The 22,415-nt window shown below is 68.5% G+C and carries 21 protein-coding genes and 1 tRNA gene; 14 read left to right on the top strand and 8 right to left on the bottom strand.

Going from position 1 to position 22,415, the window contains the following annotated elements:
* Nucleotide 1: 1 nt before the first annotated feature.
* Both AB8M46_RS03940 and AB8M46_RS03935 read left to right on the top strand, forming a co-directional pair.
* On the top strand, nt 2-403 hold the full coding sequence (locus tag AB8M46_RS03940; protein ID WP_394359559.1) for a hypothetical protein: 402 nt from the start codon (nt 2-4) through the stop codon (nt 401-403).
* A complete protein-coding gene (locus AB8M46_RS03935) occupies nt 400-723 on the top strand; it encodes an ankyrin repeat domain-containing protein (protein ID WP_394359558.1) in 324 nt (107 codons plus the stop codon). Before AB8M46_RS03940 ends, AB8M46_RS03935 begins: the two co-directional genes overlap by 4 nt.
* 310 nt (nt 724-1,033) lie before the next feature.
* Here AB8M46_RS03935 and AB8M46_RS03930 read toward each other — a convergent pair.
* A tRNA-Arg gene (locus AB8M46_RS03930) sits at nt 1,034-1,106 on the bottom strand.
* 184 nt (nt 1,107-1,290) lie between these two features.
* Between AB8M46_RS03930 and AB8M46_RS03925 the strand changes: the two genes are divergently transcribed.
* Entirely contained in the window at nt 1,291-2,418 is a 1,128-nt protein-coding gene (locus AB8M46_RS03925) for an epoxide hydrolase family protein (RefSeq protein ID WP_394360838.1), read from the top strand.
* Nucleotides 2,419-2,569: 151 nt separating this feature from the next.
* Nucleotides 2,570-3,487 (top strand): cation diffusion facilitator family transporter, encoded by a 918-nt coding sequence (locus AB8M46_RS03920; RefSeq protein WP_037341365.1) that lies wholly within the window; start codon nt 2,570-2,572, stop codon nt 3,485-3,487.
* 68 nt (nt 3,488-3,555) lie between these two features.
* Here the strand turns inward: AB8M46_RS03920 and AB8M46_RS03915 are convergent, their stop codons facing one another.
* Nucleotides 3,556-4,254 carry a DUF305 domain-containing protein gene (locus tag AB8M46_RS03915; protein ID WP_394359557.1) on the bottom strand — a complete coding sequence of 233 codons (699 nt, stop codon included), beginning with the start codon at nt 4,252-4,254 and terminating at the stop codon, nt 3,556-3,558.
* Between the two features lie 8 nt (nt 4,255-4,262).
* Nucleotides 4,263-5,063 carry a DUF3105 domain-containing protein gene (locus AB8M46_RS03910; RefSeq protein WP_037341367.1) on the bottom strand — a complete coding sequence of 267 codons (801 nt, stop codon included), beginning with the start codon at nt 5,061-5,063 and terminating at the stop codon, nt 4,263-4,265.
* Between the two features lie 203 nt (nt 5,064-5,266).
* Between AB8M46_RS03910 and argS the strand changes: the two genes are divergently transcribed.
* The 7 genes from argS (at nt 5,267) to AB8M46_RS03875 (ending at nt 14,623) form a co-directional block, all read left to right on the top strand.
* Complete coding sequence (gene argS / locus AB8M46_RS03905) at nt 5,267-6,922, top strand: arginine--tRNA ligase (RefSeq protein WP_394359556.1); 1,656 nt, start codon at nt 5,267-5,269, stop codon at nt 6,920-6,922.
* Nucleotides 6,923-6,928: 6 nt separating this feature from the next.
* A complete protein-coding gene (gene lysA / locus AB8M46_RS03900) occupies nt 6,929-8,362 on the top strand; it encodes a diaminopimelate decarboxylase (protein WP_037341371.1) in 1,434 nt (477 codons plus the stop codon).
* Between the two features lie 3 nt (nt 8,363-8,365).
* Nucleotides 8,366-9,676, top strand: coding sequence for a homoserine dehydrogenase (locus AB8M46_RS03895; RefSeq protein ID WP_394359555.1), 1,311 nt, complete (start codon nt 8,366-8,368; stop codon nt 9,674-9,676).
* A complete protein-coding gene (gene thrC, locus AB8M46_RS03890) occupies nt 9,673-10,734 on the top strand; it encodes a threonine synthase (protein ID WP_037341375.1) in 1,062 nt (353 codons plus the stop codon). The genes AB8M46_RS03895 and thrC overlap by 4 nt, the downstream gene beginning before the upstream one ends.
* On the top strand, nt 10,731-11,612 hold the full coding sequence (gene thrB, locus AB8M46_RS03885; protein ID WP_037341376.1) for a homoserine kinase: 882 nt from the start codon (nt 10,731-10,733) through the stop codon (nt 11,610-11,612). The genes thrC and thrB overlap by 4 nt, the downstream gene beginning before the upstream one ends.
* A gap of 419 nt (nt 11,613-12,031) precedes the next feature.
* Nucleotides 12,032-13,987, top strand: coding sequence for a transcription termination factor Rho (rho, locus tag AB8M46_RS03880; RefSeq protein ID WP_394359554.1), 1,956 nt, complete (start codon nt 12,032-12,034; stop codon nt 13,985-13,987).
* A 78-nt stretch (nt 13,988-14,065) separates the two neighbouring features.
* On the top strand, nt 14,066-14,623 hold the full coding sequence (locus tag AB8M46_RS03875) for an AAA family ATPase (protein WP_394359553.1): 558 nt from the start codon (nt 14,066-14,068) through the stop codon (nt 14,621-14,623).
* A 210-nt stretch (nt 14,624-14,833) separates the two neighbouring features.
* On the opposite strand, the gene AB8M46_RS03870 is transcribed toward AB8M46_RS03875, so the two are convergent.
* The gene (locus AB8M46_RS03870; RefSeq protein ID WP_038508908.1) at nt 14,834-15,379 is read right to left on the bottom strand and encodes a hypothetical protein; all 546 of its coding nucleotides are present in this window, start codon (nt 15,377-15,379) and stop codon (nt 14,834-14,836) included.
* Between the two features lie 223 nt (nt 15,380-15,602).
* On the opposite strand from AB8M46_RS03870, the gene rpmE reads away from it, so the two are divergent.
* Together rpmE and prfA are read left to right on the top strand one after the other, a co-directional pair.
* Nucleotides 15,603-15,830, top strand: a complete 228-nt coding sequence (gene rpmE, locus AB8M46_RS03865) for a 50S ribosomal protein L31 (protein ID WP_007028345.1) — start codon at nt 15,603-15,605, stop codon at nt 15,828-15,830.
* Between the two features lie 98 nt (nt 15,831-15,928).
* Nucleotides 15,929-16,999: a peptide chain release factor 1 gene (gene prfA, locus AB8M46_RS03860; protein ID WP_037341383.1), complete on the top strand. Its 1,071-nt coding sequence runs from the start codon at nt 15,929-15,931 to the stop codon at nt 16,997-16,999.
* Nucleotides 17,000-17,010: 11 nt separating this feature from the next.
* Here the strand turns inward: prfA and AB8M46_RS03855 are convergent, their stop codons facing one another.
* Nucleotides 17,011-17,499, bottom strand: a complete 489-nt coding sequence (locus AB8M46_RS03855; protein ID WP_394359552.1) for a hypothetical protein — start codon at nt 17,497-17,499, stop codon at nt 17,011-17,013.
* 29 nt (nt 17,500-17,528) lie between these two features.
* Nucleotides 17,529-18,266 (bottom strand): hypothetical protein, encoded by a 738-nt coding sequence (locus tag AB8M46_RS03850; protein ID WP_394359551.1) that lies wholly within the window; start codon nt 18,264-18,266, stop codon nt 17,529-17,531.
* Between the two features lie 144 nt (nt 18,267-18,410).
* On the opposite strand from AB8M46_RS03850, the gene AB8M46_RS03845 reads away from it, so the two are divergent.
* Complete coding sequence (locus AB8M46_RS03845) at nt 18,411-20,138, top strand: hypothetical protein (protein WP_394359550.1); 1,728 nt, start codon at nt 18,411-18,413, stop codon at nt 20,136-20,138.
* Nucleotides 20,139-20,142: 4 nt separating this feature from the next.
* On the opposite strand, the gene AB8M46_RS03840 is transcribed toward AB8M46_RS03845, so the two are convergent.
* Together AB8M46_RS03840 and AB8M46_RS03835 are read right to left on the bottom strand one after the other, a co-directional pair.
* A complete protein-coding gene (locus AB8M46_RS03840; RefSeq protein WP_394359549.1) occupies nt 20,143-21,576 on the bottom strand; it encodes a hypothetical protein in 1,434 nt (477 codons plus the stop codon).
* A 31-nt stretch (nt 21,577-21,607) separates the two neighbouring features.
* On the bottom strand, nt 21,608-22,393 hold the full coding sequence (locus AB8M46_RS03835) for an alpha/beta fold hydrolase (RefSeq protein ID WP_125734423.1): 786 nt from the start codon (nt 22,391-22,393) through the stop codon (nt 21,608-21,610).
* Nucleotides 22,394-22,415: the final 22 nt, after the last annotated feature.

Raw genomic sequence — 22,415 nt, 5'->3', positions numbered from 1 at the left:
CATGATCGAGGCGAGAGACGTGGCCGATGCTCTCTCTGTTCACGGGGTCATCGGCTGGTATCGCATCGCCGTGGGTCGAAGTGTCCTGAGCGGTCTCGTCAGCCCGCCGATGATCGTGTGGCGCTATCTTGAGCCGTCCGCGGCCGTTCGGAGAGGTATTTCCGAATGTGTGGAAGGGTTTTCCGGTGCGGTGGAGTGGGTGTTCAATTGCGAGTCCCGAAACTGGACACTGATGCCGGCCAAGGTTCGTGACGCCTACGCGAAGGCTGATCCGACCTACGTCAACGTCTTGGCGGATCTGGCTGCGTCCGACCAGGATTTCTGCTTGGCGGCCAATGCCGAGCTTGTCTCTCTGCTGAACTCGATAAAAAGTATCGAGTCCGATTCAGGGCGCTGGGTGTGAACGATCTGAGCACCGCTCACCGGGCTGTTGAGATGTGCGACCTTCCGTTGCTTCGTGAACTCCTCGACGGCGGCGCCGACATCCACGAAGAGCACGGCGGCCTCACGCTGCTGCACCATGCCATCGACGTCGAGATCGACAGTCACGCGCAGACGGGCGAGCCGCTGCACGTGGACGTGACGGCTTACTTGCTGGCGCGAGGAGCGGACCCGAAGCGCCGTTCTGATGGCGGTCGTGGCGTCAGCGCCGAGCACATGGCCTTCGTAGACGGTCATTGGCTGGCATCGGCCCTCTTCGAGGCGTGGGCGGCCAGGCCCTGATGAGAAGTCGTGAAGATCGCCATGACGGGTGCTGAATACGCCGTCACTCTCGGCGATTTTCGACAAGGTTGCTTACCGGTAGGCGGGGCGCGGGTCTGCCGAGTCATATTTCCTGCGGCGCCCGATCAGGCATGTCGTGGGCCCGCCGCCATTCTCGGGTGGCTCGCGCTTCGGATCACCTTGAGGCGACGGCGCCTGCCGCAGCTGAGGTAACCGTCGGCACATGTCGACGAGAGTCGGTGCTCGAACAACCTCAAGAGGCAATGTTCGACCGATGTGAGCGAACAGCTGAAAACGCTGTTCAGAAGTGTGCCCTCGGCAGGATTCGAACCTGCGACACCTGCCTCCGGAGGGCAGTGCTCTATCCCCTGAGCTACGAGGGCGTTGCCGCCTGAGCGACGTTGGAAGCTTAGCGCATGTCCCCGCGGGCTCTCGCGAGTGGTGGTCGTTAACCGGCGTGATGCCCGACGAGGCGGCCAGGGGCCCCTCTGACCAGGTCTTTCGCAAGAGCGAGCCGGCAGGCATCGGAAATGCGTAGCGTTGGTGGCATCGACGAACTGGGAGGACCTGGTGATCGAACCGTTCGAGGTGAGGATCCCCGAATCCGACATCGAAGACCTGCGCACCCGGCTGCGCGCGACGCGCTGGCCCGAGCCTGCCACTGTCGACGACTGGGAACAGGGTGTCCCGCTGGAGTTCGCGCGGGAGTTGTGCCGGTATTGGGCGGAGGACTACGACTTCGGATTGGCCGCCCGGGTCAACGCTTTCCCGGGCTTCAAGACCACTGTGGACGGTCTCGGGATCCACTTCCTGCACGTTCGCTCGCCGGAGCCGGACGCGACACCGCTCGTGCTCACGCACGGCTGGCCGGGTTCGGTCGTGGAGTTCCTCGACGTGCTCGGGCCGCTGACCGATCCCGCCGCGCACGGAGGCGATCCCGCGGACGCGTTCCACGTCGTGGCGCCGTCGCTGCCGGGGTTCGGCTGGAGTGACAAACCGTCGTCGACGGGGTGGAACGTCGAGCGCATCGCCCTGGCCTGGGACGAGCTGATGGGGCGGCTCGGGTACGAGCGGTACGCCGCGCAGGGCGGCGACTGGGGTGCCGGGGTGACGAACATGCTCGCCAAGGTGGCCCCGGAGCGGCTGATCGGCGTCCACGTGAACATGGCGGGCGTCCCGTACGACGGGTCCGTTCTCGGCGATCCGACGGCGGAGGAGAGGGCGGCGATCGGCGATCTGGCGCGGTTCCGCGCCGTCGGATCGGCGTACGCGCAACAGCAGGCGACGCGTCCGCAGACGGTGGGCTACGGGCTCACCGACTCGCCGGTCGCGCAGGCCGCGTGGATCGCCGAGAAGTTCTGGGAGTGGACCGACAACGACGGCTCGCCGGAGAGCGCGCTGTCGTGGCGGCAGATGCTCGACGCGATCTCCGTCTACTGGTTCACCGCGACGGCGGCCTCATCGGCGCGGATCTACTGGGAGAACAAGGAGCGGGACGTCAGCCCCGTTGAAGTTCCTTCGGGTATCTCCATCTTCCCCCGCGAGATCATCCGGCCGTCCCGGCGCTGGGCGGAGCTGCGCTACACCGATCTTCGCTGGTACGAGGTGCTGGCCGAGGGCGGCCACTTCGCCGCGTTCGAGCAGCCCGAGGCCTTCGTCGGGCAGTTGCGGGGGTTCTTCCGGTCGCTTCGGTAGCGGTGCGTGGCGGTTTCAGGTTTCGGGAAGGCCCTCCTGGGGGATGGCTTCCTTGTGTGGCTTAAGACAGGGTGAACTTAGGCTCACCTGTATTGCACATATGCGCATGTGACAATATATTCGGCCTGTCGACTTCACGAGAGGCGGAGCAATGGGTCACGGGCACGGGCATGGGACGGCCGCGCCGTCGAGCGCGTCAGGCCGCTACCTCAAGAGCCTGACGATCGCGCTGGTCATCGGCGCCGGCTTCATGGTCATGGAGTTCATCGTCGGGTTCGCCACCGGCTCGCTCGCGCTCATCTCCGACGCCGCCCACATGTTCACCGACGTCCTCGGCGTCGGCATGGCACTGGCGGCCATCCTGCTCGCCCGCCGCAGCGGCCCGACGCTCACCAGGACGTTCGGCTTCTACCGCGCCGAAGTGCTCGCGGCGCTGGGCAACGCCATCCTGCTGTTCGGCGTTGCGGGGTACGTCCTGGTCGAGGCCATCGGCCGGATCAGCGACCCGCCCGCCGTGCCCGGCCTGCCTGTCCTGCTGGCCGCGGCCGCGGGCCTCGTCGCCAACATCGTCTCCTTCATGATCCTGCGCAAGGGCGCGGAAGAGAGCATCAACGTCCGGGGCGCGTACCTCGAAGTCCTCGCCGACCTGATCGGCTCGGTCGGCGTGCTGCTGAGCGGCGCGATCACGCTGCTGACCGGCTGGCGCTACGCCGACCCGATCATCGGTGTCGCGATCGGCCTGTTCGTCCTGCCCCGCACCTACGCCCTCGCCCGGCGCGCGCTGCGGATCCTGTTCCAGCACGCGCCCAAGGGCGTCGACGTCGCCGGGATCCAGGCCGAACTCGGCGGGCTGAAGGGTGTCGAGGACGTCCACGACCTGCACGTCTGGACGCTGACTTCGGGGATGGAGGTCGCTTCGGCGCACCTCACCATCGCACCGACCGTCGAGCAGGCCGAGGTGCTCACCGAGGCCCAGAACCTCCTGGCGAACCGCTACTCGATCGAGCACGCGACCCTGCAGATAGAAGTGCCCCAGTGCGCTAAACGCTGCCAGGAGCTGTCCTGGTAACCACGCATTTCGTCCTCTGAATGCGGTAGTCGGCAAAGCGAACTACCGCATTCAGAGGACGAAATGCGTCAGGCGGGGAGGGGAGCGGCGCCGCGCTCCTGGAGCAGGCCCTTCATGAGGGTCATTTCCGCGCCCTGCGAAACGAGCATGCTCTGCGTCAGCGACTTCACGTCGGCGATCGACGTGTGGTCGTAGCCGTACTGAGCCATCTCCGTTCCGCCCATGTGGTGCCGGAGCATCAGCTGCAGGAAGAAGACGTCCATCTCCTTGCCGGTCAGCGACCGCAGTTTGGCGAGTTCGGCCGACGTCGCCATCCCCGGCATCGGGGCGCCGTTCGACGGCTTCATGTCGGCGCCACCGTGCCCGCCGTGACCGGCCATCGGCTCGGTCATCCAGGTCATGTAGGCGCCGGTCGTCTGCTCGGGCTGGCCCCACAGACCGAGCCAGCCCTTCATCCGGCCGACCTGGCCGGTCTGCGTGCGCTCGATGTCGAACGCGAGGGTCTTGATCGCCGGATCGGTCGTGTGGTCCCGCGCCCAGCCCGCCATGGTGACGGCCTGGAGGTGGTGCACCGACATGTCCTGCGCGAAGCCGACCTCGACCGATCCCGTGCCCGGGGTCTTCTGCTCCGGCTCGGAGTCGATCAGCCTGGTCGTCAGCGCGCCGAGGCCGAAGCCGAGGATCAGCATGACGACCAGGGCGGCCCCGATCACCAGCCATCGGCTCTTGGCCGACCGTGAGACTTCTTCCTGGAGATCGGGGTCCACTTGGCTCACTACTTGCTCGCGGGCGCCGAGGGCTGGGTGGCGGGCGCGGACGGCACGCCGCTCTGACCGGCGCCGGGCTGGTCCTGCTGCGTGCCCGCGGTGCCCTTGTAGTCCATCGGCTTCGCGCCCGGCCCCGGCGGGGTCGGGTCGAAGTCGCCCGGCTCGATCTGCGCGTCACAGGTGGCGTCACGCTCGGGGTACGCGCCGTACGGGTTGGTGCGCAGGGCGGCGATGAACTGGTCGATCCGCTCGTCGGAGGCGGAGTCCAGCTTCAGCTGGTGGCCCCAGGACTGCAGCGAGATCGGCTTGTCCAGGTTCGGGTACGGCGACATCACCGTGTACGGCTTGCCCTCGACGCGCACCTTCAGCAGGTCGAGCGCCTCACCGGAGATCTGCGCCGGGTTGTAGGCGATCCAGACCGCGCCGTGTTCGAGACCGTGGACCATGTTCTCGTTGCGGACGGCCTTCTCGTAGACGACGCCGTTGCACGCGGCCCAGGCCTGGTCGTGCGGGCCACCGAAGGGCGGGGTCTTGTCGTAGGCGACGCGCTCGGCGGCCGTGACGTGCACGGAACCCTCGTAGGTGGCCGTGGTCACGCCCGGGATCCGCTTCGACGGGTCCGGGTCCTGCTGAGAGGGGGCGAAGGCGGCCGCGGCCTCTTCGCGGGTCTTCTGCTCACGCTTGGGCGCCGAAGCGACCATGTAATAGGTGACCACCGAGGCAGCCAGGACGACGATCGCGACGACGGCGATGATCGTGCCCCAGGGCGTGCCCTTCTTGGACACGACGGAACTACGGGCGGCCTTCATCGCGTTCTTCGACGACGCGCCCTTTTTTCTGGTTGTCCCGTTAGCCATGGCTCCTGCGTTCTCCGAAGGGGGTGGTCCCTGCGCGGGCCAGTGTAGAGACCGCGCGTCTGATCACCGTGAACAGTTCGAAGATCACCGGCTTGGCTCACACCTTCCGGCGGTCGCTGCGAAGCCCGGACCAGGTCACACCTAGAATTCCGCGAGTGACTCCCGCAGCTCTCGCCGACCTGGTCCGTAACTCCGCCGTGCAGGTTCTCACCGCGCGCGGCCTCGACGATTCCGTGCTGCCGGAGAAGGTGACGATCGAGCGTCCCCGCAATCCCGAGCACGGCGATTACGCGACCAACCTGGCGTTGCAGGTGGCCAAGAAGGCGGGCATGAAGCCCCGCGACTTCGCCGACGCGCTGGCCGAGGCGCTCTCGGCCACCGACGGCATCGACTCGGCCGAGGTCGCCGGGCCGGGCTTCCTCAACCTGCGGCTCGCCGCCGACGCGCAGGGTCAGATCGTCCAGCAGGTGCTCGACGCCGGCGAGAAGTACGGCCTCGGCGACGCGCTGGCGGGCGTCAAGATCAACCTCGAGTTCGTTTCGGCGAACCCGACCGGCCCGATCCACCTCGGCGGCACCCGCTGGGCCGCGGTCGGCGACGCGCTGGGCCGCGTGCTGTCCGCGCAGGGCGGCCTGGTCACCCGGGAGTACTACTTCAACGACCACGGCGCGCAGATCGACCGCTTCGTCCGCTCGCTGATCGCCGCCGCCAAGGGCGAGCCCGCCCCCGAGGACGGCTACGCGGGCGGCTACATCAACGACATCGCCGCCGAGGTCATCCGGCAGGAGCCGAGCGCGCTGTCGCTGCCCGACGACGAGCGGGCCGAGACCTTCCGCCGGGTCGGCATCGAGCTCATGTTCTCCGAGATCAAGCAGAGCCTGCACGATTTCGGCACCGATTTCGACGTCTACTTCCACGAGAACTCGCTGCACGAGTCCGGCGCCGTGGCGGCCTCGGTCCAGCAGCTGAAGGACTCCGGGAACCTGTACTTCGAGGACGGCGCCTGGTGGCTCAAGTCCAAGGAGCACGGCGACGACAAGGACCGCGTCGTCATCAAGAAGGACGGCAACCCGGCCTACATCGCCGGTGACCTCGCCTACTTCCAGGACAAGCGCAAACGCGGTTTCGACCTGTGCATCTACATGCTCGGCGCGGACCACCACGGCTACATCGCCCGGCTCAAGGCCGCCGCGGCCGCCTTCGGTGACGACCCCGCCGTCGTCGAGGTGCTGATCGGCCAGATGGTCAACCTGGTCTCCGAGGGCAAACCGGTCCGGATGAGCAAGCGCGCCGGCACCGTGATCACCATGGAGGACCTCGTCGGCACCGTCGGGGTGGACGCGGCGCGCTACGAGCTGATCCGCTACTCCGTCGATTCCACTTTGGACATCGACCTGGACCTGCTGCGCAAGCATTCCAACGACAACCCGGTCTACTACGTCCAGTACGCCCACGCGCGGCTGGCCTCGTTGCAGCGCAACGCCGCCGATCTCGGGCTGAAATCCGATGGCGCCGTCGACTTCGGACTGCTTACGCTGCCCGCCGAGGGCGATCTGATCCGCACGATCGGCGAATTCCCGACCGTCCTCCGCCGGGCCGCACAGCTGCGCGAACCGCACCGCGTCGCCCGGTACCTCGAAGAGCTCGCCGGCGCGTACCACAAGTTCTACACGGTCGGCCGTGTTCTTCCCCAGGGCGACGAGGAGGCCACCCCCCTCACGTTCGCCCGGCTCGCGCTGTGCCAGGCCGCCCGCCAGGTGCTGGCGAACGGCCTCAACGTGCTCGGTGTCTCTGCTCCGGAACGGATGTAACCCAGAATGGCTCACCCCGCGGGCCCCCGCCACGCCGACGTCTACCCCCACGCCGACGCCTCCGGTTTCCCGCCGTCGAGTCCGGAAGAACTCGACAGGCTGTACCCGAAAGTCTGGCCCCGCAACACTTTCCGCGGCGGTGACGGCGTCGTCCGCATCGCGGGTGTCGACGTCCGCGAACTCGCCGAGAAGTACGGCACGCCGCTGTTCGTCGTCGACGAGGCCGACTTCAAGTCCCGGTGCGCCGACTACGCCGAGGCGTTCGACGACCCGGCGCTCGTGCACTACGCGTCCAAGGCGTTCCTGTCCATCGAGATCGCCCGCTGGGTGGCCGAACAGGGGCTGAGCCTGGACGTCTGCAGCGGCGGCGAACTCGCCGTGGCGCAGCGCGCGAACTTCCCGGCCGAGCGGATCACCTTCCACGGCAACAACAAGGCGCTGTGGGAACTGGAAGCCGCCGTCGAAGCCGGCGTCGGCACGGTCGTGGTCGACTCCTACTACGAGATCGCGCGGCTGGCCGACGTCGCCGCCCGGCACGACATCGTGCAGAACGTCCTCATCCGGGTCACCGTCGGCGTCGAGGCGCACACCCACGAATTCATCGCGACCGCGCACGAGGACCAGAAGTTCGGTTTCTCGCTGGCCTCCGGTGACGCGGCCGAGGCCGTGCGCCGGGTGCTCAACGCGCCTTCGCTCAAGCTGATCGGCCTGCACAGCCACATCGGTTCGCAGATCTTCGACGCCGACGGTTTCGAGGTCGCGGCCCGCCGCGTGGTCGGCCTGCTGGCCGAACTCGGCAAGGAGCACGGCCCCGAACTGCTCGACCAGCTGTCGATCGTCGACCTCGGCGGTGGTTTCGGTATCGCCTACACCGACAAGGACAACCCGCCGCCGCCCGCGCAGATGATCACGCAGATCCGCGAGATCGTCCGCAAGGAATGCGAGTACGCGGGCCTTCCGGTGCCGAAGATCGCCGGTGAGCCCGGCCGCGCCATCGCCGGTCCCGGCACGATCACGCTGTACGAGGTCGGCACCATCAAGGACGTCTCGCTCGGCGACAAGGCCGCCCGGCGTTACGTCAGCGTCGACGGCGGGATGAGCGACAACATCCGCACCGCCCTCTACGACGCGGTGTACGACTGCCGTCTCGTATCCCGGTCGGCCGACGACGACGGGGACGGCCAGGTGGGTGCCGCGCTGTCCCGGGTCGTGGGAAAACACTGTGAGTCCGGCGACATCGTCGTCCGTGACTGCTGGCTCCCCGACACCCTTGCTCCCGGCGACCTGCTCGCCGTGGCGGCCACCGGGGCGTACTGCTACTCGATGGCCAGCGGGTACAACCGGCAGCCGCGGCCCGCGGTGGTGGCCGTGCGCAACGGCAGCGCCCGCGTGCTGCTGCGGCGGGAGACGACGGACGACATGCTGCGCCTGGAGGTCTAGCAAGTGTCTACTGTAGACGGACGCGTGATCAGGGTCGCCCTGCTCGGCTGCGGGACGGTCGGTGGCGAGGTCGTCCGGCTGCTCACCGAGCAGGCCGGGGAGCTCGCCGCCAGGGCGGGCGCCAGGGTGGAGCTGGCCGGGATCGCGGTGCGGCGCCCCGACAAGCACCCCGAGCTGCCGCCGGAGCTGGTGACGTCCGACGTGACGAAGCTCGTGACCTCCCCGGACGTCGACGTCGTCGTCGAACTGGTCGGCGGCATCGAGCCGGTGCGGCAGTGGCTGCTCGACGCGCTCAAGGCCGGGAAGTCCGTTGTCACGGCGAACAAAGCGCTGCTGGCCGAGCATTCCGCGGAACTGTTCGAGGCCGCCGACGCGGCAGGCGTCGACCTCTATTTCGAGGCCGCCGTGGCCGGGGCGATCCCGCTGCTGCGCCCGCTGCGCGAATCGCTGGCCGGTGACCGCATCACCCGCGTGATGGGCATCGTCAACGGCACCACCAACTACATCCTTTCCGCGATGGACTCCACCGGCGCCGGCTACGCGGAAACGCTGGAAGAGGCCAGCAGGCTCGGATACGCCGAGGCGGACCCGACGGCCGACGTCGACGGCTACGACGCCGCGTCCAAGGCCGCGATCCTCGCCTCGCTCGCGTTCCACACCCGCGTGACCGCGTCCGACGTGCACCGCGAGGGCATCGCCGACGTCACCGCGTCGGATCTTGCCGCGGCGAAGGTGCTGGGCCGCACGGTGAAACTGCTCGCCATCTGCGAGCGCGTCACCGCCGACGACGGCACCGAATCCGTTTCGGCGCGCGTGCATCCGGTGATGATCCCGCGCGGTCACCAGCTCGCCGGGGTCGGCGGCGCGTACAACGCCGTCTACGTCGAGGCCGACGCCGCCGGTGAGCTCATGTTCTACGGTCAGGGCGCCGGTGGCGCGCCGACCGCGAGTGCCGTGCTCGGCGACCTCGTCGCGGTGGCTCGAAACCGGGTCGTCGGCGGCCGTGGCCCGCGCGAATCCGCGCATGCCGCGCTCCCGGTCAGGCCGATGGGCCAGACGCCGACGCGGTACCACGTCAGTCTCGACGTGGCCGATCGAGCGGGCGTCCTCGCCCAGGTGGCCCAGGCGTTCGCCGGGCACGGTGTCAGCATCGCCGCCGTGCGCCAGCGCGACGCGAACGACACGGCCAGCCTGGTCGTGGTCACCCACCTGGCGCCGGACGCGGCATTGCGGTCCACTGTGGACGACATTGCCGAACTCGATGTGGTGAACCAGGTCGTCAGTGTGATGCGTGTGGAAGGCGAAGACCAGTGATTCCCCAACCATGGCCAGGAATCATCCAGGCTTACCCCGACCGGATCCCGGTCCCGTCCGGCGCGAAGGTGATCACGCTCGGCGAAGGCAACACCCCGCTGCTGCCCGCGCCGCATCTCTCGGAACTCACCGGCTGCGAGGTCCACCTCAAGGTCGAAGGCGCGAACCCCACCGGGTCGTTCAAGGACCGCGGGATGACCGTGGCCATCACGCACGCGCTCGCCAGCGGGCTCAAGGCGGTCATCTGCGCCTCCACCGGCAACACCTCCGCCTCGGCCGCGGCGTACGCGGCCCGCGCCGGGCTCACCTGCGCGGTGCTCGTCCCGCAGGGCAAGATCGCGATGGGCAAACTCGCCCAGGCCGTGCTGCACGGCGCGCGGATCCTGCAGGTGGACGGCAACTTCGACGACTGCCTCGAACTGGCGCAGAAAACCGCGATCGACTACCCGGTGACCTTGGTCAACTCGGTCAACCCGGTGCGTATCGCCGGCCAGAAGTCGGCCGCGTTCGAGATCTGCGACGTGCTCGGCCGGGCACCGGACATCCACTGCCTGCCGGTCGGCAACGCGGGCAACATCACCGCCTACTGGGCCGGATATTCCGAGTACGCGGGCGACGGTGTGGTGAAGAACACCCCTCGCATGTTCGGTTTCCAGGCGGCGGGTGCCGCGCCGCTGGTGCACGGCGAGCCGGTGGCCGATCCGGACACGATCGCGACCGCCATCCGCATCGGCAGCCCCGCTTCCTGGGACGGCGCGATGAAGGCGAAGAACGCGTCCGCCGGGCTGTTCGAGGCGATCACCGACGAGAAGATCCTCGAGGCGTACCGGCTGCTGGCCCGCAAGGAAGGCGTGTTCGTGGAGCCAGCCTCGGCGACCAGCGTCGCGGGCCTGCTCGCGACGTCCGCGGACGGCCGCCTGCCGAAGGGCTCGACCGTTGTGTGCACCGTCACGGGGCACGGTCTGAAGGATCCGGCCACGGCGCTGGAGGGCAATGTCGAGGTCGAGCCGCTCGCCGTCGACCCGACCGCCGTCGCCGCCGCGCTGGACCTGCGATGACCCTGCTCAAGATCAAGGTCCCGGCGTCTTCGGCGAACCTCGGCCCGGGGTTCGACGCGCTCGGCCTGGCGCTCGCGCTGTACGACCGCGTCGAACTCCAGATCACCGACGCCGGGCTCAAGATCGAGGTGACCGACGTCGGCGCGGGCGGCGTGGACGACGTCCCGACCGACGAATCGCATCTGGTCGTGCGGGCCTTCCGGCGCGGTTGCGAGCACCTCGGTCTCCGGCCGCCCGGCGTGCACCTGCGCTGTTTCAACGCCATCCCGCACGCCCGCGGCCTCGGCTCGTCCGCGTCCGCCGTGGTGACCGGGGTCGCGGCGGCGTACGCGCTGGCTGAGAAGCCCCTGGACGACGACGCCCTCCAGCTGGCGGCCGAGTTCGAGGGACACGCCGACAACGCCGCGGCGAGCCTGCTGGGCGGCTTCGTGGTGGCGTGGAACGAGGGCGAGCGGTTCCGCGCCGAACGGCTCCAGCCGCATCACGACATCCGGCCCGTGGTCGCCGTCCCGGCGCTGCGGTCCTCGACCGACGCCACCCGCGGGCTCCTGCCCGAGCGGGTCCCGCACGCCGACGCGGCGTTCACGGCCGGTCGCGCGGCGCTCGCGGTGCACGCGCTGACCGCGCGCCCCGACCTGTTGCTCTCCGCGACCGAAGATCGGCTCCATCAGCATTACCGCGCGTCCGCGTACCCGGCGAGCAGCGAATTGGTGCGCGCGCTGCGGGCCGAAGGGGTGGCCGCGGCCATCTCCGGGGCCGGTCCGACGGTGCTCGCCTTGACGACCGAGGGAATACTCCCAGCGGGCGTCGACGTTACGTCTTTCGACGTCACCGAGCTGCCGATCGATCCGGGCGGCGTTCAGGTTGCGGCTCAGTAAAGCCTCGGTCACATGCCGGAGCCCCGCCCCGCCACGCGGGGGGTGGTTGTTGCACCGGACCGTGGCGCGGTCTACCCTCGGGGGCGTTCGATCACCGTGCGTTTCCGCACCCGGTGCCGGTCCAGGTGACCAGTGTCATCCTTGGCCCGCATCCTTCGTTGATCCGCCAGTTCCGTACACCGCCTGGCAAGCGGGGAGTAGCGGATGGACGCAGGCGGGTTCCCGGTTCCGGCGGTGCCGAATTCCGCTTCCTCCGTTTGGAGGACGCAAATCCCTGTGCTGGAGGCCTTCTAGCTGTGTTCAACACGGCCGAGGAGCTGATCGCCCGTATCGGGGGCCAATTACGCCGTTTCGCAATCGGACGCGAGCGGCGGTCCGCTGATCCACCTGGAGGCGTGGATCGGTCAGGAAGGACATTTGTGAGCAACACCGATCTTTTGAGCGACGTCGAAGGTGGCGCCGCCGAGTCGAACGGCGTCGTCGCTCCCAAGCGCACGGTCGGCGGATTGACCGGCAAGACCGTCGCCGAACTGCGCTCGATCGCTGGGGACCTTGGCATCGGCGAGACGACGGGCATGCGCAAGGGCGATCTGATCGCGGCCATCCGCGAGCGCCAGGGCAAGACCAAGCGCAAGACCCCCGCCGCGGCGAGCGAAACGCTTCCGCTCGAGGGGATCGACGCACCGCGCAAGGCCCCAAAGGCCGAAGCGCCCAAGACCGAGGCCCCGAAGCAGGAGGCCCCGAAGGCGGAAGCCGCTCCGGCCGAGGCTCCTCGTGCGGAGAAGGCCGAGAAGGTTTCGGAGAACGGCTCCGCGCCCGCCGCCGAGCGGCCCGCGCAGCAGGACAACGGAGCGCCGCAGGACGGCCAGCCGCAGCAGGAAGAGGGCGGCCGCAGCCGTCGTCGCCGCGGCTCCAACCGCGCCGCGGGTTCGCCCGAGCAGGGCGGCCAGCAGCGTGAGCGCGGCGACCGTGGCGACCGCGGCGAGCGGGGCGACCGCGGTGACCAGGGCGGCAACCGTCAGGGCAACCGCGACGGCCGTGGCCAGGACAACCGCCAGCGCAACCAGCAGGGCGGCGGCCAGGACAACAGCCAGCGCCAGGGCCAGGGCCCGCAGGGTGACGACGACGAGGAAGGCGGCCGTCGCGGCCGTCGCTTCCGCGACCGTCGCCGCCGGGGTTCCGGCGGTGGCCGCGAACAGGGCGGTTCGCCCGACACCGAGATCCGCGAGGACGACGTCCTGCTGCCCGTCGCGGGCATCCTGGACGTGCTCGACAACTACGCGTTCGTGCGTACCTCGGGCTACCTCGCCGGGCCGAACGACGTGTACGTCTCGCTTTCGCTGGTCCGCAAGTACGGCCTGCGCCGCGGTGACGCCATCACCGGTGTCGTGCGCCAGCCGCGTGACGGCGAGCAGCAGCGGCAGAAGTTCAACCCGCTGGTGCGCGTCGACTCGATCAACGGCCTGGAGCCGGACGAGTCCAAGCGCCGTCCGGAGTTCACCAAACTGACCCCGCTGTACCCGAACGAGCGGCTGCGCCTCGAGACCGAGCCGCACAAGCTCACCACCCGCGTCATCGACCTGGTGATGCCGGTCGGCAAGGGGCAGCGTGCGCTGATCGTTTCGCCGCCGAAGGCCGGCAAGACGACGATCATGCAGGACATCGCGAACGCGATCTCGACGAACAACCCCGAGTGCCACCTGATGGTCGTGCTCGTGGACGAGCGTCCCGAAGAGGTCACCGACATGCAGCGGTCGGTGAAGGGTGAGGTCATCGCCTCGACCTTCGACCGCCCGCCGTCCGACCACACCTCGGTCGCGGAGCTGGCCATCGAGCGGGCGAAGCGCCTGGTCGAGATGGGCCACGACGTCGTCGTGCTGCTCGACTCGATCACCCGTCTGGGCCGTGCGTACAACCTGGCGGCCCCGGCGTCCGGCCGGATCCTCTCCGGTGGTGTCGACTCGACGGCGCTGTTCCCGCCGAAGCGGTTCCTCGGCGCGGCGCGCAACATCGAGAACGGCGGCTCGCTGACGATCTTCGCCACGACGATGGTCGAGACCGGTTCCACCGGTGACACGGTCATCTTCGAAGAGTTCAAGGGCACCGCGAACGCGGACCTCAAGCTCGACCGGAAGATCGCCGAGCGGCGCGTCTTCCCCGCGGTGGACATCAACCCGTCCGGTACCCGCAAGGAAGACCTGCTGCTCTCGCCGGACGAGCTCGCGGTCACCCACAAGCTGCACCGGGTGCTGCACGCGCTGGACTCGCAGCAGGCCATCGACCTGCTGATCTCGCGCCTGCGCAAGACGAAGACCAACATCGAGTTCCTCATGCAGGTCTCGAAGACGGCCCTCGGCTCGAACGACGACGACTGAGCTTCGTAGCTGAACCGAAGGGGCCCTTCACGCATCCGATGCGTGAAGGGCCTCTTCGCTGCGTCTGATGGGGGAAGCATGGCTTCGATGCCGGGGCGGATCGTCGTGTATGGGGTCACCGGTTCGGGCAAGACGACGTTGGCGCGAAAGCTGGCCGGGCGGACCGGGCTACCTTGGCATTCGGTCGACGACGATCTCGCCTGGCAGCCGGGTTGGGTGCCCGTGCCCGACGACGAGCAACGACGCCGGATCACCGCGCTGGTCGCGGGGGAGCGCTGGATCATCGACGGCATGTTCGCCAAATGGCGAGACATCGCGTTGCCCCGCGCCGAATTGATCGTGGCTCTGGACTATCCGCGCCGGGTTTCGCTGAGCCGTCTGGTGCGCCGGACCGTGGTGCGTTGCGTCACCCGTCGCCGGATCTGCAACGGCAACGTCGAAACGCTGCGGGGCATGCTCTCCGGCGACTCGATCATCTTGTGGCACTTCCGCTCGTTCGCGCGCAAACGGCGCACGATCCGCGGCTGGACCGCTGATCCCGGGGTGCCGGTGGTGCGGCTGACTTCGCCGCGCGCAACCGAACGCTGGCTGGCCCTCGTGAGTGGTAATCGACGTGAGATGGGCGATCATGCGTGATCAGGCGGCGATCACGCGTGATCAGAGACGGATCTCGCGTGATCAGGCGGCGTTCACGGTGTTCGCCGCCTGATCACGCGAGTTACGTCTTCGCTCACCGTCCCGCTCGGGCACGATCCCGCCCCCAGATGCGCGTGAAGGCCCCCTTTCCTCGGCTCAGCCGAGGAAAGGGGGCCTTCACGCGCTGTCGGGGCGCCTCAGCTCACGAGATCAGCGGTGCGGAACGGCCGCGGGGGTCCAGCCGCGGTAGTTGTTGAAGTAGTGCACGCTCGACGCGTGGCCGATCTTGCCGCCGATGCTGGAGGCGTAGATCCCGCCGGAGCCGTCGGCGATGCCGACGTGACCCCACTGGCTGATGTTCCAGTACACGAAGGAGCCCTTCGGCGGCGTCCCGGTCGTGTGCTTCGGGCTCGCGCCGTTCCAGTGCGCGTTGGCCGAGGCCCAGACACCGGTCGTCCCGTACGCGTTCTCGACGGCCTTCTCGCAGAGGCCCTGGTACGCGGTCGAGCCGGCGTGGTTCTTGAACCACTGGACGGCGCCGGCGGGCGTGCCGTCACCGGCACCCTGGATGGCCAGGTCGCCCTCGGGCACGGTGGTGAACGTTCCCGCCGCCGGGTTGATGTCGGCGGCGGTGATGGTGGCGCCCGCTTCGGGGGCGGCCGGAGCGGCCCCGGCGACCGGAGCCACGGCGAGGGCCGCGATGGCCAGCGCGGCGACGGACGCCGGCTTCGCCACCTTGGCGAGGATGGTGCGCATGATCAGTACCTCCTGTTGAGGAATTACCAACAGTGAGGACGGTCCCGTGATCAAGTACAAATTTCGTACAACTCAACGTCGATAGTTGATAACTCAACGTGTTGGAATATGCGGGGGCAGGGGTGCGTTGACGCCACTGCCAGCACATCTGGCAAAATCACCCGCTGAAGTCCGGCACCGGTTCACCCCGCTCGGGGACCCGGGGCCAACGAGAGAGGACACCATGAAAAGCGGTATTCACCCCGAGTACGTCGTCACGCACGTGAACTGTGACTGTGGCAACGAATTCACCACGCGCAGCACCAAGACCTCCGGCAACCTCCACGTCGAGATCTGCTCGAACTGCCACCCGTTCTACACCGGCAAGCAGAAGCTCATGGACACCGGCGGCCGCGTCGCGCGCTTCGAGGCTCGCTACGGCAAGCGCAAGAAGGCCGAAGACGCCAAGTAGCTTGAACGACGGCGCCTACCCGCATGTCCGGGTAGGCGCCGTTTTCTTTGGTGTTACAGCCTTGGTTCTTTTGTCCGGGTCCGTTGAGAGGTGGAGTGGTGGATTCGAGTTCGCTGAAGGGTCTGCTCGAAGAGCACGCCCAGCTGGAAGAGCAGCTGGCCGACCCGTCCGTGCACGCCGACCAGGCGCGCGCCCGCAAGCTCGGCCGCCGGTACGCGGAGCTGAGCCCGGTCGTCAAGACGGTCCGTGAGCTCGACACCGCCCGCGACGACCTCGAGACGGCGAAGGAACTGGCTGCGGAAGACGCCGCTTTCGCGGCCGAGGCCGAGGAGATCTCCGCCAAGATCCCCGTGCTCGAAGCCAAGCTCACCGAACTGCTCCTGCCGCGCGACCCGTACGACGGCTCCGACGTGGTCATGGAGATCAAATCGGGTGAAGGCGGCGAGGAGTCGGCGCTGTTCGCCGGCGACCTGCTGCGCATGTACCTGCGCTACGCCGAGCGTCACGGCTGGAAGGCCGAGGTGCTCGACTCGGTCGACTCGGACCTCGGCGGCTTCAAGGACGTCACCGTGTCCATCAAGAGCCGGTCGGCCGAGGCCGACGGCGTCTGGGCGCGGCTGAAGTTCGAGGGCGGGGTGCACCGCGTGCAGCGCGTGCCCGCCACCGAATCGCAGGGCCGGATCCACACCTCCGCCTCGGGCGTGCTCATCTACCCCGAACCCGAGGACGTCGAGGTCGAGATCGACCCCAACGACCTGCGGATCGACGTCTACCGTTCGTCCGGCCCCGGCGGCCAGAGCGTGAACACGACCGACTCGGCCGTGCGGATCACGCATATCCCCACCGGCGTGGTCGTCTCGTGTCAGAACGAGAAGTCGCAGATCCAGAACCGCGCCCGCGCCCTGCAGGTGCTCCAGGCCCGCCTCCAGGCGATCGCCGAGGAGGAGGCCGCCGCGAAGGCGTCGGACGCGCGCCGTTCGCAGGTCCGCACCGTCGACCGCTCCGAGCGGGTCCGCACGTACAACTTCGCCGAGAACCGCATCGCCGACCACCGGGTGAACTACAAGGCGTACAACCTGGACCAGGTCCTCGACGGCGACCTCGACGGCGTGCTGGACGCGCTCATCACCGCGGACCGCGAGGAGCGGCTCGCCGCCCACGCGGGCTGATCTGCGCCGTCCTAAGGAATCTCGAAGTTCTTGGAAACCGACAGCAAATAGTCGCCTGGCCGTACTCCCAGGTCCTTTTCGTCGAATCTGCTGAACATCGCCGTCACCGCTGTGCCGGCGACACGAATCACGGACTGGCGATCGATGAGGTACGGCTCCTCGATCGAGTACCCGACATGGGCATCGTCGAGGGCGGCCCGGAACTCGTGTTTGGTCACGGTCGACTCGTGCGGCCCGCCCTTGGGTGTCAACGGTGACGGCACGGAAAAGGTGTGCCCTGGCCATGTTTCGAGTTTGATGGACGAAACCCGGTCGCGGGTGACGTCCAAAGACAGGCTGTCCCAGCGGTAGGGATATCCATCGGCTTTGCCGCCGAGCAGACGGATCGCCGGATGGGGATGACCCGGACCCAGCACGGCGGAGGCCGCTGCCAACGTCATACCGCCGTGGATCGGCCCGACGCGGCCGGTGCCGGCGAACTCGATCAGCAGGTCCATCATGCCGCGATATTAGCCAGCCGGGGCGGGTATCAGCCCGGCTCGGTGTAGAACGGATCGTCCTCCAGCGCGGTGTGGATCGCCCGGACCGACATGCTCACGTGCGAAAGCCTGTCGGTCACCTCGTGCGTCACCCGGCTGAGCGCTTCTTCGCCGCTTTCCCCGGCGAGAGCGGGAAAAGCCGACAGCAGCACCGCTTCGCACGGCCCCGCGTCCGTGCTGATCCGGACCAGCGACGCCGAAAGGTCGGTCGCGGGGCGGCCGCACAGGTCCACGGCCAGCCGCAGGTCGCCGGTGGGGACGTAGAGATGCACCCGTGAAATGACATCGGTTTCCGCCCGCGGGGTGAAATCGTGCCTGGTGACGTACGCGGGTTCGCGGGGATCAGTGCCGCCGACGGACGCCATCAGCGAATAGAGCGTGAATCCGTCCGCCGGGATGTCGTAGGCATCGTAGCTACCGTATTGCCCGGTCTTCGGTGTGCCGTGTATTTCGAAGAATTCCGCATTCAGGCCGAAGTGGAAAAGCGCGGGTACCGCGGCGCGATGCAGTGTTTCGGCGGGATCTTCGCCGTCGGCCGGCGGCGTGCGATAGCCGACGGAGACCAGGTATCCCGTCCAGCCGCCTTCCGGGTCCGCCCGGCAGATCTCCAGCTCGGTGGCCTCGAACTCGCCGATGAGACGTTCGCCCAGCGCGGCGGCCGCGGCGAAATCCTCGGTTTCGATATTCGCCGATATCCGCGTGACGACTGTCGTTTCCCGGAGATCCATGACTGTTTCTTGAGCCCTTCGGCGCGTACGGGTTCGTTCAGCCTACGGGTGGCGGGGAGCGGCGTCCGATCGGGCCTGTCGTCGATTCCCGGCTTCCGCTACGGTCCCTGGTCGATAAGGGGAACCCGTCCCGGGAGAACACGAATGGAAAGATCGTTTCCGGCGACCCGGAAACGTGTTCCGCGAGCTCTCGTTCTCGTCGCCGGAACGGGACTGCTGAGCGCGGCCGTCGTCGCGAGGATCGGCCGGTTCGGGTTCAACCCGACCGACCAGGGCTTCGTGCTCGCCCAGGTGTGGCGGGTCCTGCACGGCGAGATCCCGCAGGTTGATTTCCTCGGGCCGAGACCGTTCGGTTCGGCCTATCTGCATCTGATCGATCATCTCGTGCCCGCGCCGCTGATGATCGGCTCGGGTTTCGTGATGATGGTGCAGCTGACCGTCGCCACGGTCGCCCTGGCCGCGTTCCTGACCGGGACATCGCCGCTGGACTGGGGCCCGACGCGGCTCGGACTGGTCTTCACCGCCGTCCTGGTCGGCCTGAACACGTATCCGGTGATGGCCTGGCACACCGTCGACGGTGTCTTCCTGGTCGCGGTCGGCTGGTGGCTGCTCGACGGCGGGCTGCGCTCGGGCTCGCGATGGCGGCGTCTGTCCGGCCTGTTCTGCCTCGGGTTCGCGGTGATCGTCAAGCAGAGTTTCCTGTTCGCGGTCCCGATCGGGGTGCTGATCCTGCTGTTCCACCCCGCCGCAGCGCCGAGAAAGGTGCCACGTCTGCTGGGTGACCTCTTGATGCTCGGCGCGGCGCCGTTGCTGTACTTCGGCATGGTCACCGCCGCCGGAGGCCTGCGGTCGGCGATCACGCAACTCTCCAGCGGCACTCAGACCTGGGGTGAAGGCCTTTTCCGGTTCTGGACGGCGGAATTCGCGGGCCGGGCGGACCCGCGGACGTATTTCGTCCCGGTGCTGCTCGGGATATGCGTGCTGGCCGTGGCGTGGTCGGCCCGCGACCAGTTCGGCGAGCCGGGCCGGTGGCTCCGTGGCGCGACGGGCTTGTGCGTCGTGGCGGTCGTGGTGTTCGTCGTGGCCGACGGCGGCTTCGAGCACGCGGGTGGCTGGCCGGTCACCCTGCTGTGGCTCTTCCTGGCCGCCGCCGTGCTCGACGCCGTCGTCCGAAGACGGTTGCCCTGGCGGTATCTGGCGGTCGCCGCGCTCGGCTGGATGGCCAGCCTGTCCTGGGGTTACCCGCTTCCCGGCCTGCTGGCCGGGATCTTCGCGCTGGGAGTGCTGGACGCGGTGCCGCCGCCGCGTCCGTCCGAGTCCGCGGGCGGGGTCTTCGCCGCGGCCGCGTTCGTGCTCGCCGGGTTGCTGCTGATGTCCGCGCACGACAAGGCGCCGTACGCGGACCGGCCGCAGGGCGAACTGACGAAGGATCTCGGGGACATCGCCCCGGCGCTGCGCGGCGTCCGCACGAATCCCAGCGTGTACACCTACGTCGCCCAGATCCGGGGCTGCCTCGACCGTTATCCGGCGTCGAAGGTCGCGGTCCTGCCGGACAATCCGTTCGTCGCCCCGATCTTCGAGGTCCGCAACCCGTTCCCGCTGGACTGGCCGTTGCCGATGGAACTCACCGGCGACAGTCCGGAAAGGATGGTGGAGGCGGCGGAAAACCTTGCCCGCGAAGGGGATTACCTTGTGCTCTTCCAGACAGTGAAAGCCGTTTCGCTGACCGCGGGCGCGCCGGTCCCCGAAGCAGTCGGCCCGGACGCGCGGACGGTCGCCTACACCGGCGTGGAAAAGCGGATCCAGGACGAGCTCACGGGCGCGAGGGTCGCGTGCGGCAGCTTCGCCGGATTCTGGGAACCGGCGCGTTGATGCTTCAGGCGGAGATGGACGCCGTCTCCGGCTCGCGTTCCTCGGCCGCCGGCGGTTCTTCCTTGCGCTTCGGCAGGAACGAGAGCGCGGCGAAGGCGGCGGCGAGCAGGGTCGGGTAGATCGTCAGCTGCTGGTGCTTGACGTTCTCGATGCCTTCCGCGAGGCCGGACACCAGGATCTGGCCCATCGCGAAGAGCAGGTACATGAGCACCACGATGCCGACGTCGCGGCGTCCGGTGCGGTTCCGGAAGGCGCGGAGCCCCGCCCATCCGATGAGCAGCCAGATCGGCAGCAGGGCGAACAACCCCAGCGGCGCGAGCCAGCCGGTGATCCCGGACAGGACCGGGATCCGGTACTCCTTGGCGAGCGGCGGCTGCCCGGCGTGCTCACCGAAGCTGCCGAGGTTCGGCACCCGCGCGGTCAACGTCTCCTGCGCGGACCGGTGCAGCATCTCGACGACGCGCACCGGGTGGTCGAGGTAGTACTGGGCGACGTTGCGGCGGCTGATCTTGTCGCGGTACTTCGCGTACTCGGGGTCGCGCCAGGCCGCGTTCGCGCTCCACCAGCCCGTGCCGACGTACTTCGCGAACTCGGGCGGGAGGCCCAGTGCGGCGAGGTCACCGGTGGTGTCGTGTTTCCCGTCCACGATCCCGTTGAACACGACGTGGTACATGTTGGCCTCGCGGTACTCCGCGTTGGCCGAGTCGCCTGCCCCCTGCACCAGCGCGGTACCGGTGCCGACGACGGCGAGCACGGCCAGCGGCAGCGCCCACCTGGCCAGGCCGCGGCTGCCTTCCGGCCGGACGAACAGCAGCGCGAGCGCGAACAGCGGGATCAGCAGCAGCGTCTGCGACTTCGCGTTGATCCCGATCATCGCGCCGAGCACGGTGACCGCGGCACCGGTGTAGCGCCAGGGCCCGGTGCGGTGCATGAGCAGGAGCCCGCCGGCGAGCAGGAGCATCCCGACGAAGGCGGCGCCCTCGCTCAGCACGGAGGCGAAGTACCCGAAGAAGGCCGAGTCCGCCGCGACCAGCAGCAGCGCGGCCGTGGCGATGACACTGTTCCGGACCGAAAGGCGCAGGCCGGCGACGATCGCGGCGATCCCGCCCGCGACCAGCAGACAGCCCAGCACACCCAGTACCAGCAGGTTCAGGATCGCGGACGAGCCGAGTAACTGCCCGATCCCACTGGCGATCTTGTCGATCCAGCTCTGACTGGAGATGTACTCGCTGTTGCAGGCCGGGGCGGGGCCGTAGGAGAAACGGACGAAGTATTCCGAAGGCCGGTCGAGCTCGCGAGCGCCGAGCTGGCACAGAATGCGCCAGCCGTCGCCGTTGTCCGCCATGCCGATCGGACGTGGCACCAGGAAACGGACGAGGAGCACCCCGAGCGCGGCGAAAAACACGCCCAGGGTCAGTCGGATTTCCCGGATCTTCACCCGCGTCACCTTAGAAGATTCCGCAGGGTGATCAGTTCGTACCCTCTCTAACACTTGCGGAGAGGAACTTCTGGATCACGCCGAGCCATTCGTCGCGGGCCTCGACGCCGATGCCGTGCCCGGACTCGATCTCGACCAGTTCGGCGCCGGGGATCCCGGCCGCGAGTTCACGGGAATGGGCGGGCGGGGCGAGCCCGTCGAGTGTCGTGGCGATGACGAGCGTGGGGACCGAGATCCCGGCCAGCTCGGCACGGGTGTCGACGCTCGCGACGAGGCCGACGTGTTCGGGACTCCCTTCCGGGATGAATTCGGCGAGACCTTCGATGGCGGCTTCGAGTTCCGAAGGCGACAGCGCGTTCAGGTGCTTTTCGCCGGTGGCGGCGAAGGTGAGGAACTTCGCCAGCAGCTTCCGGTCACCGCCCAGCAGCTCGCGCCAGATGTCGACGGCCAGCAGGAGCCGGTTGTCCGGTTTCGTGAACCCGGCGGTCAGGATGAGCCCGGTGACCCGATCGGGGTGCCGGGTGGCCGCGCGGACGGCGACTCCGGTGCCGAGCGAGTAGCCGAGGATCGCGAAGCGTTCGAGGCCGGCGTCGACGGCGATGGAGACCAGCTCGTCCGCGACGGAGTCGAGGTCCAGCGGCTCGCTGCTGCGCGGTGTGGCTCCGGAACCGGGGTAGTCGGGGCCGACGACGGTGTGGGTGCGGGCGAGGTCGTCGAGGATGCTCCCGAAGTTGCCCTCGACGCCGCCGCCACCGCCGTGGGCGAGCAGCAGGCCGGGACCGGAACCGCGAACGATGTGCGCGAAATGATTCGTCATGCCGGCGACGTTAGGTACTGAC

Source organism: Amycolatopsis sp. SB7-3 (genome assembly GCF_041021335.1).
Taxonomy (GTDB): domain Bacteria; phylum Actinomycetota; class Actinomycetes; order Mycobacteriales; family Pseudonocardiaceae; genus Amycolatopsis; species Amycolatopsis japonica.
This window is presented reverse-complemented; position numbering and strand designations above follow the sequence as displayed.

Excerpts from the sequence above, each read along its gene's own strand:
- AB8M46_RS03870 (WP_038508908.1), bottom strand. The coding sequence starts at position 15,379 with ATGCGCACCATCCTCGCCAAGGTGGCGAAGCCGGCGTCCGTCGCCGCG.
- AB8M46_RS03835 (WP_125734423.1), bottom strand. The coding sequence starts at position 22,393 with ATGACGAATCATTTCGCGCACATCGTTCGCGGTTCCGGTCCCGGCCTG.
- lysA (WP_037341371.1), top strand. The coding sequence starts at position 6,929 with ATGGCTCACCCCGCGGGCCCCCGCCACGCCGACGTCTACCCCCACGCC.
- AB8M46_RS03875 (WP_394359553.1), top strand. The coding sequence starts at position 14,066 with ATGGCTTCGATGCCGGGGCGGATCGTCGTGTATGGGGTCACCGGTTCG.
- AB8M46_RS03940 (WP_394359559.1), top strand. The coding sequence starts at position 2 with ATGATCGAGGCGAGAGACGTGGCCGATGCTCTCTCTGTTCACGGGGTC.
- AB8M46_RS03855 (WP_394359552.1), bottom strand. The coding sequence starts at position 17,499 with ATGATGGACCTGCTGATCGAGTTCGCCGGCACCGGCCGCGTCGGGCCG.
- rpmE (WP_007028345.1), top strand. The coding sequence starts at position 15,603 with ATGAAAAGCGGTATTCACCCCGAGTACGTCGTCACGCACGTGAACTGT.
- thrB (WP_037341376.1), top strand. The coding sequence starts at position 10,731 with ATGACCCTGCTCAAGATCAAGGTCCCGGCGTCTTCGGCGAACCTCGGC.
- AB8M46_RS03910 (WP_037341367.1), bottom strand. The coding sequence starts at position 5,063 with ATGAAGGCCGCCCGTAGTTCCGTCGTGTCCAAGAAGGGCACGCCCTGG.
- AB8M46_RS03850 (WP_394359551.1), bottom strand. The coding sequence starts at position 18,266 with ATGGATCTCCGGGAAACGACAGTCGTCACGCGGATATCGGCGAATATC.
- AB8M46_RS03920 (WP_037341365.1), top strand. The coding sequence starts at position 2,570 with ATGGGTCACGGGCACGGGCATGGGACGGCCGCGCCGTCGAGCGCGTCA.
- AB8M46_RS03845 (WP_394359550.1), top strand. The coding sequence starts at position 18,411 with ATGGAAAGATCGTTTCCGGCGACCCGGAAACGTGTTCCGCGAGCTCTC.